Source organism: Fischerella muscicola PCC 7414 (assembly GCF_000317205.1).
GTDB lineage: Bacteria > Cyanobacteriota > Cyanobacteriia > Cyanobacteriales > Nostocaceae > Fischerella > Fischerella muscicola.
The window spans coordinates 90,176-96,175 of the sequence record NZ_AJLK01000085.1; the positions used below are offsets into that span (position 1 = coordinate 90,176).

The 6,000-nt window shown below is 42.0% G+C and carries 6 protein-coding genes; 3 read left to right on the top strand and 3 right to left on the bottom strand.

The features are described from left to right. Positions 1 to 263: 263 nt before the first annotated feature. Positions 264 to 611, top strand: a complete 348-nt coding sequence (locus UYI_RS0112625) for a DUF760 domain-containing protein (RefSeq protein WP_016867028.1) — start codon at positions 264 to 266, stop codon at positions 609 to 611. A 70-nt stretch (positions 612 to 681) separates the two neighbouring features. Here the strand turns inward: UYI_RS0112625 and UYI_RS0112630 are convergent, their stop codons facing one another. After that, positions 682 to 1,899 (bottom strand): HhoA/HhoB/HtrA family serine endopeptidase, encoded by a 1,218-nt coding sequence (locus tag UYI_RS0112630; protein WP_026085922.1) that lies wholly within the window; start codon positions 1,897 to 1,899, stop codon positions 682 to 684. Positions 1,900 to 2,144: 245 nt separating this feature from the next. Here UYI_RS0112630 and UYI_RS0112635 point away from each other — a divergent pair, with 245 nt between their 5' ends. After that, positions 2,145 to 3,029 (top strand): LysM peptidoglycan-binding domain-containing M23 family metallopeptidase, encoded by an 885-nt coding sequence (locus UYI_RS0112635; protein ID WP_016867030.1) that lies wholly within the window; start codon positions 2,145 to 2,147, stop codon positions 3,027 to 3,029. 77 nt (positions 3,030 to 3,106) lie between these two features. On the opposite strand, the gene UYI_RS0112640 is transcribed toward UYI_RS0112635, so the two are convergent. Beyond that, positions 3,107 to 4,138 (bottom strand): cysteine hydrolase family protein, encoded by a 1,032-nt coding sequence (locus tag UYI_RS0112640; protein WP_016867031.1) that lies wholly within the window; start codon positions 4,136 to 4,138, stop codon positions 3,107 to 3,109. Positions 4,139 to 4,347: 209 nt separating this feature from the next. Beyond that, entirely contained in the window at positions 4,348 to 4,491 is a 144-nt protein-coding gene (locus tag UYI_RS37630) for a hypothetical protein (protein WP_162140395.1), read from the bottom strand. Between the two features lie 105 nt (positions 4,492 to 4,596). Here UYI_RS37630 and ispG point away from each other — a divergent pair, with 105 nt between their 5' ends. Continuing rightward, a complete protein-coding gene (ispG, locus tag UYI_RS0112645) occupies positions 4,597 to 5,823 on the top strand; it encodes a (E)-4-hydroxy-3-methylbut-2-enyl-diphosphate synthase (protein ID WP_016867032.1) in 1,227 nt (408 codons plus the stop codon). Positions 5,824 to 6,000 lie beyond the last annotated feature (177 nt).

The window sequence follows — 6,000 nt, forward strand, 5'->3', positions numbered from 1 at the left end:
TAACTACTAACCACTAACTACTAACCACTAACTACTAACCACTAACTACTAACCACTAACTACTAACCACTAACTACTAACCACTAACTACTAACTACTAACTACTAACTACTAACTACTAACTACTAACCACTAACTACTAACTACTAACTATCAACAATCAACTACCAACTCTTACTGCTACTCCTAGCTGAGGAAATATGCCTTAACTCTATACAATGGTTTAGAGTAGAATTAGCAACTCCGCTAAACTTAAATTGCCAATGGTGTTTGATCCTGACTTTTTGAATGACAATTTTGAACAACACCCTCGCCAGCATCTGAGTGACAATTTTGAGGAACAGTCTAATCAGTTACTCAAATACTTGCAGCATCAGCCCCCGGAAGTTTTGGCCAGCGTCGCTCAGTCCGTCAGCCCCGAAATCAAGCAAATCATTTCGCAAAATGTCCAAGGGCTAGTTGGGATGCTGCCTGCTGAAAACTTCAACGTCCAAATTACAACAGACCGAGATAATCTTGCTGGTCTTTTAGCATCAGCAATGATGACTGGTTATTTCCTGCGCCAAATGGAACAACGGATGCACTTAGATCATTTGGCTAATAATCATTAGTCAAGAGTCAATTATCAATGGTCAGTAGTTAACAACTCTTGACTCTAGACTTTAGACTCTGGACTCATGACTATTTATGGGGATAAGCCCCTAACTGTACTTGAAAAGCTTGAATTTTACCGTCACGGTTAACTTCAATTTGTAGAGTGTCTCCAACACTGCTAGACTCAACCAATTTCTGTACTTGAGCAGCAGTTTTGACTGGTTTGCCGTTAAATTTTTGGATTACATCTCCAGGGCGCAGTCCTGCTCGCTGTGCGGGTGATTTGTCTAGAACTCCCTTGATGGCAATACCAGTATTTTGCTGGATGTTGAGACGGTTTTCTTGGTTGATTTGCTGTTTTTTGGTAGGAGAAAGGTCTACCATTTCGATCCCTAAAAAGGGATGTTCCACACGCCCCTTGGTGAAAAGTTCATTAGCAATACGGGCAGCGGTTTCTATCGGAATGGCAAAACCGAGTCCTTGAGCATCAGCACGAATTGCAGTATTTACTCCGATTACCTCGCCTTGGGAATTTAATAAAGGACCCCCAGAGTTACCAGGATTAATGGCGGCGTCGGTTTGGATAAAGCTAACTCGTTTATCTGGTACGCCAACTTGGGAACTGGTGCGATCTGTGGCGCTGATGATGCCGATAGTAACAGTATTATCTAAACCTAAAGGATTTCCAATCGCGATCGCCCACTGTCCAGGGATCAAATTTTGTGAATTACCCAATTTCACGTTAGGTAATTGCTTAGCAGGAATTTTCACCACTGCTACATCTGTCATGGGATCAACTCCCATTACCTTCCCTTCAAAAGTTCTGCCATCTTTGAGGGTAACTTGGACTGTATCTGTATTTGCCACTACATGAGCGTTGGTAAGAATTTCTCCATTCGTACTTAGGATAAAACCAGAACCCGTACCACGCTCAATTCTCTCCTGTGGAATTGGTTCTTCATCTTCGCCAAAAAATCGCCGCAAGAGAGGATTTTTAAAAGCTTCTGAGATGGGATTTGCTACTTTGCGTGTCGCATTTATTCGTACGACTGCTGGCCCTGTTTTTTGCACAGCAGTGGCGATAAAATTAACACTTTCACCCCCAGTTGCTTCTATGCTTTTTCCCCAAGCATTGTTAACTACTGTTTCTGACGGCACGCCCATTGTCACATTCCTTAGCTCCTGAAATGTACGCCTCTGTGTCAGGAGAAAGGGACTGGCTAGCAACACTGCACTACCGCCGAATACGCCGCCGCCCACAACTAATGAAAAATAAACGGCCAGTTGTTTCTTTGATAACTTCATAATCACTATACTCAAGGACAGCAATGCAGATGCTAATTTCTAAGTGTAGTCAAGCAAAAGCCAAGTGGACAGATTAATTTTGTAAATTGTTGGTGGTTGGTAGTTGGTGGTTAATAGCAATCAACAATCAACAACCAACAAACAACAACCAACTAACTATAAAATTTAGCTAGAATCGCAAGAATGCTCCCACAATACCCGAACTGTTGACGTTGAGTACTTTAATTTCGCTCCACTTAACATACATGACTGTTCGCGATCGCCTACTTCTACTAATTTTCTCTAGCTTAATCTCTGCTTTGGGACTCGTATCCACACGCCCAAATCCTGCACTAGCACAGGTAGCTAAATGCCCAACTCCAGCCCTAGAACGCTTCCAGCGCCATCGAGTTGCCCGTGGCGAAACTTTGCAGAGCATCGCCCAGCTCTACAATTTAGCTCCTGATACTATTATCACCATGAATCCGGCTCTAAAAAACCGTAGGGTGAGTGCGGGTAATAATATTCTCATCCCTCCCTACGATGGTATTGTGGTGGAAGTAGCTCGTGGTGAAACTTGGCGAGAATTAGCACAAAGATACAAAGTTCGTGCTGATGCTCTTTTTGAGTTGAATGGCTGTAAACCACCATCTCAAATTGCATTTATACCTACACCTAGTCAAGCATTAAGTCGTGCGAACGTCTCCGTATCCCCAACTTCTAGTGGAAACTCCGCTGCTGTGCAAATAAGCGGCTATCCCTTACCATCAGCAGTTCAAGTGGGATTTCCCTATGGTTGGCAGCTTAACCCAAATAACGGTGAAGTCTTCTTTCACAGTGGTATTGATTTGTTAGCTGCTATCGGCACACCTGTAAAAGCGATCGCACCAGGGACAGTAGTTTTTGCAGGCGATCGTGGTACATACGGTAACTTAGTCATAATTAATCACGGCAATGGATTACAAAGCCGTTACGCCCAGTTAGAAAGTATCAAAGTTAGCGTTGCTCAGCAAGTTAAACAGGGAGATTTGTTAGGAACCGTCGGCAAAACAGGACAACCAACCATAACTCAACCCCATCTCCATTTTGAAATCCGTTCTAACTCTTCTTTGGGTTGGGTTGCTCAAGATCCAGGAGAATATTTGAAGTAATTAGAGTAGTTTTTCCACGCAGAGAACACAGAGATTTCCTCTGCGCTATTCCGTGCCTTCCTCTGCGTTCCTTTGCGTTAGAAAAAATTGATTAACTGGGTAGACTTAACTATTTTCATTCCTGCATCAGCAAATCGTTCAAACGCCTTATCTGCTGCTTCTGTGTAATCCACCACACCCGGAACCACAACAGCAGAAGTACAATCTTCCAGCAGATAAACTTTTTTCGCCAATTTCATATCTACCTGCCGAATTTCTGTTAACAAATCATCGATTGTCCAGGCGACACAGTGACTTTTTGCTTGTCCAGCTATAATCACAGCATCAAAGTCTAATAACTGCTGAATCAACCTTTGATTAATTTGAGCAATAGGACGAGAATCAAAATCTTCCAAAACTTCTGGACTTAAAACAGAATAGTTTTCAGTTAAAGGATTATTACCCTTAATCTCAAATTGTGTTTGACTATTACGCGCAATACAGTGGAAAAATATTGCTTCTTCCACAGCAGAAACTAAAGCATGACCAATACCACCCAACATAGAATGGTAAGGCCATACTGTTAACGGGTATTTACCTCCTTGAGTTAACTGTTTAACGTAGTGATAAGTGTATTTTTCTAAAAATTCATAATCAAATCCTAAACTAAAAGCGACATTAGGATTTACCTGCCAAATTCTTTGTTCAATATCTGCTGGCGTAATGTTAGTTGCAGCAGGAATAGGATGTTCACCAACAGCATTCACCCAAAAAATAGGATGAAAAATTTGCATCGCTGTATGGGTATCTAGAGTTGGTATAATTTTTGTAATTATCCCCAGGTTACGATAGATAAATTCACACAAACGAACATTATCATCTACTGCACTATTACCAGATTTTCCTCCCACAAATAATTCAAATTCGGGGATGCAAAAAGTGTTCTGCACATCAATTAGAAGTAGGCAAATCCGAGTTTTATCTTCAGATGCGGGTTTAATTTCGTGTTGTTTTGCCCATGCTTGTGCAGTTGCGGCGCGTTGTTGGTAAGGCACGCGCCAGACTGCGCCCACTGTAGCGGGGTTGAAGTGTGGGGGTATGGGTAGTTGGGTGGATGTTTGATTATTCATACAAAAATTGCAATTCCCAGCTTAAATTTGGGTTTTGGCTACCATTTTAATCTACTAAATACGTATTATTTGGGTTAGTAGTGTAATTATAAAAACCAAGCACAAAGTAATTGTACACTTACAAAAGACAGTAGCAATTAAAGTTGACCTTGAGAAATTGAATTAATGTTGGGGATAAAAGTAGGATAGATAACCAACAATTATTGTTACTACTTATGACATTTATAAATCAGTATTGGTAATTCAGAAATCAAGCGATCGCGATTTTGCCAAAACAATGGAGAACACATATTTTTACCATTGATAAAAATCGTCAATATCTGCTTTTTTCTTTCATTATTTCCCGATAGCATTTTTTTGCTAATTATTTGCCCAAAAAAGCACGAACTGTGGCAATCTGGGAAACAGAACATTTTCAAATCAGATATTTTCGCTACGGCAAAATTACCTAAAAGATTATGCAAACTCTGCCTACACCCATTACTGCAAATACCTTATCCAGTCAACCTACTTTTGACACAACAATCAAAAGACGGAAAACCCGTCCTGTGAAAGTAGGAAATGTCACCATTGGGGGAGGTCATCCCGTAGTGGTGCAATCTATGATCAACGAGGACACTCTTGATATTGATGGTTCTGTTGCCGCAATTCGGCGTCTACATGAGATAGGCTGTGAAATTGTCCGTGTTACAGTACCAAGTATGGCTCATGCCAAAGCTTTGGCAGAAATTAAACAAAAATTAATTAAAACCTATCAAGATGTGCCGATTGTTGCTGATGTGCATCACAATGGCATGAAGATAGCTTTAGAAGTTGCTAAGCACATAGAGAAAGTACGGATAAATCCAGGACTGTATGTATTTGAAAAACCGAATCCAAACAGAACCGAATACACTAAAGTCGAATTTGACGAAATTGGTGAAAAAATCCGCGAAACTCTAGAACCATTAGTAATTTCTTTGCGCGATCAAGGCAAAGCCATGAGAATTGGGGTAAATCATGGTTCTCTTGCTGAAAGAATGCTGTTTACTTACGGTGACACACCAGAAGGGATGGTGCAATCTGCTATAGAATTTCTCCGGATTTGTGAATCTTTGGACTTCCGCAACCTAGTGATTTCCCTGAAAGCCTCGCGAGTACCAGTGATGATTGCTGCTTATCGTCTTATGGTACAGCGAATGGATGAGTTGGGCATGGATTACCCCTTGCACTTGGGTGTGACAGAAGCTGGAGACGGTGAATACGGAAGAATTAAATCCACTGCTGGTATTGCTACTTTGTTAGCTGATGGCATTGGCGATACAATTCGGGTGTCGCTGACTGAATCTCCAGAAAAAGAAATTCCTGTCTGCTACAGTATTCTGCAAGCCTTAGGATTACGGAAAACAATGGTCGAGTACGTCGCTTGTCCTTCCTGCGGACGTACTTTATTTAACCTAGAAGAAGTATTGCATAAAGTCCGTGAAGCTACTAAGCATCTCACTGGACTTGACATTGCAGTCATGGGTTGCATTGTCAATGGTCCTGGAGAGATGGCAGATGCCGACTATGGTTATGTCGGTAAGACTCCAGGTTACATTTCTCTGTATCGTGGCAGAGAAGAAATCAAAAAAGTCCCAGAAGAACAGGGTGTAGAGGAGTTAATCAATTTGATTAAGGCAGATGGACGTTGGGTAGAACCGTGAAGAAGTTAGGGATCGAGGATCAGGGGAGACAAGGAGGACAAGGGAGACCAGGAGGACACGGGAGATAAGGATAATATTACACTCCTCACACTCCTCACACTTCCCCCACCTCCCCACTGCCCCTAATCCCCACTCCCTTGGGGGAGTGGGGGCCGGTGAGTTCCCCATTGCCCCCCA

What these genes read in the sequence shown, in the direction of transcription:
- UYI_RS0112625 (WP_016867028.1), top strand. Translation starts at nt 264, where the DNA reads ATGGTGTTTGATCCTGACTTTTTGAATGACAATTTTGAACAACACCCT.
- UYI_RS0112630 (WP_026085922.1), bottom strand. Translation starts at nt 1,899, where the DNA reads ATGAAGTTATCAAAGAAACAACTGGCCGTTTATTTTTCATTAGTTGTG.
- UYI_RS0112635 (WP_016867030.1), top strand. Translation starts at nt 2,145, where the DNA reads ATGACTGTTCGCGATCGCCTACTTCTACTAATTTTCTCTAGCTTAATC.
- UYI_RS0112640 (WP_016867031.1), bottom strand. Translation starts at nt 4,138, where the DNA reads ATGAATAATCAAACATCCACCCAACTACCCATACCCCCACACTTCAAC.
- UYI_RS37630 (WP_162140395.1), bottom strand. Translation starts at nt 4,491, where the DNA reads ATGCTATCGGGAAATAATGAAAGAAAAAAGCAGATATTGACGATTTTT.
- ispG (WP_016867032.1), top strand. Translation starts at nt 4,597, where the DNA reads ATGCAAACTCTGCCTACACCCATTACTGCAAATACCTTATCCAGTCAA.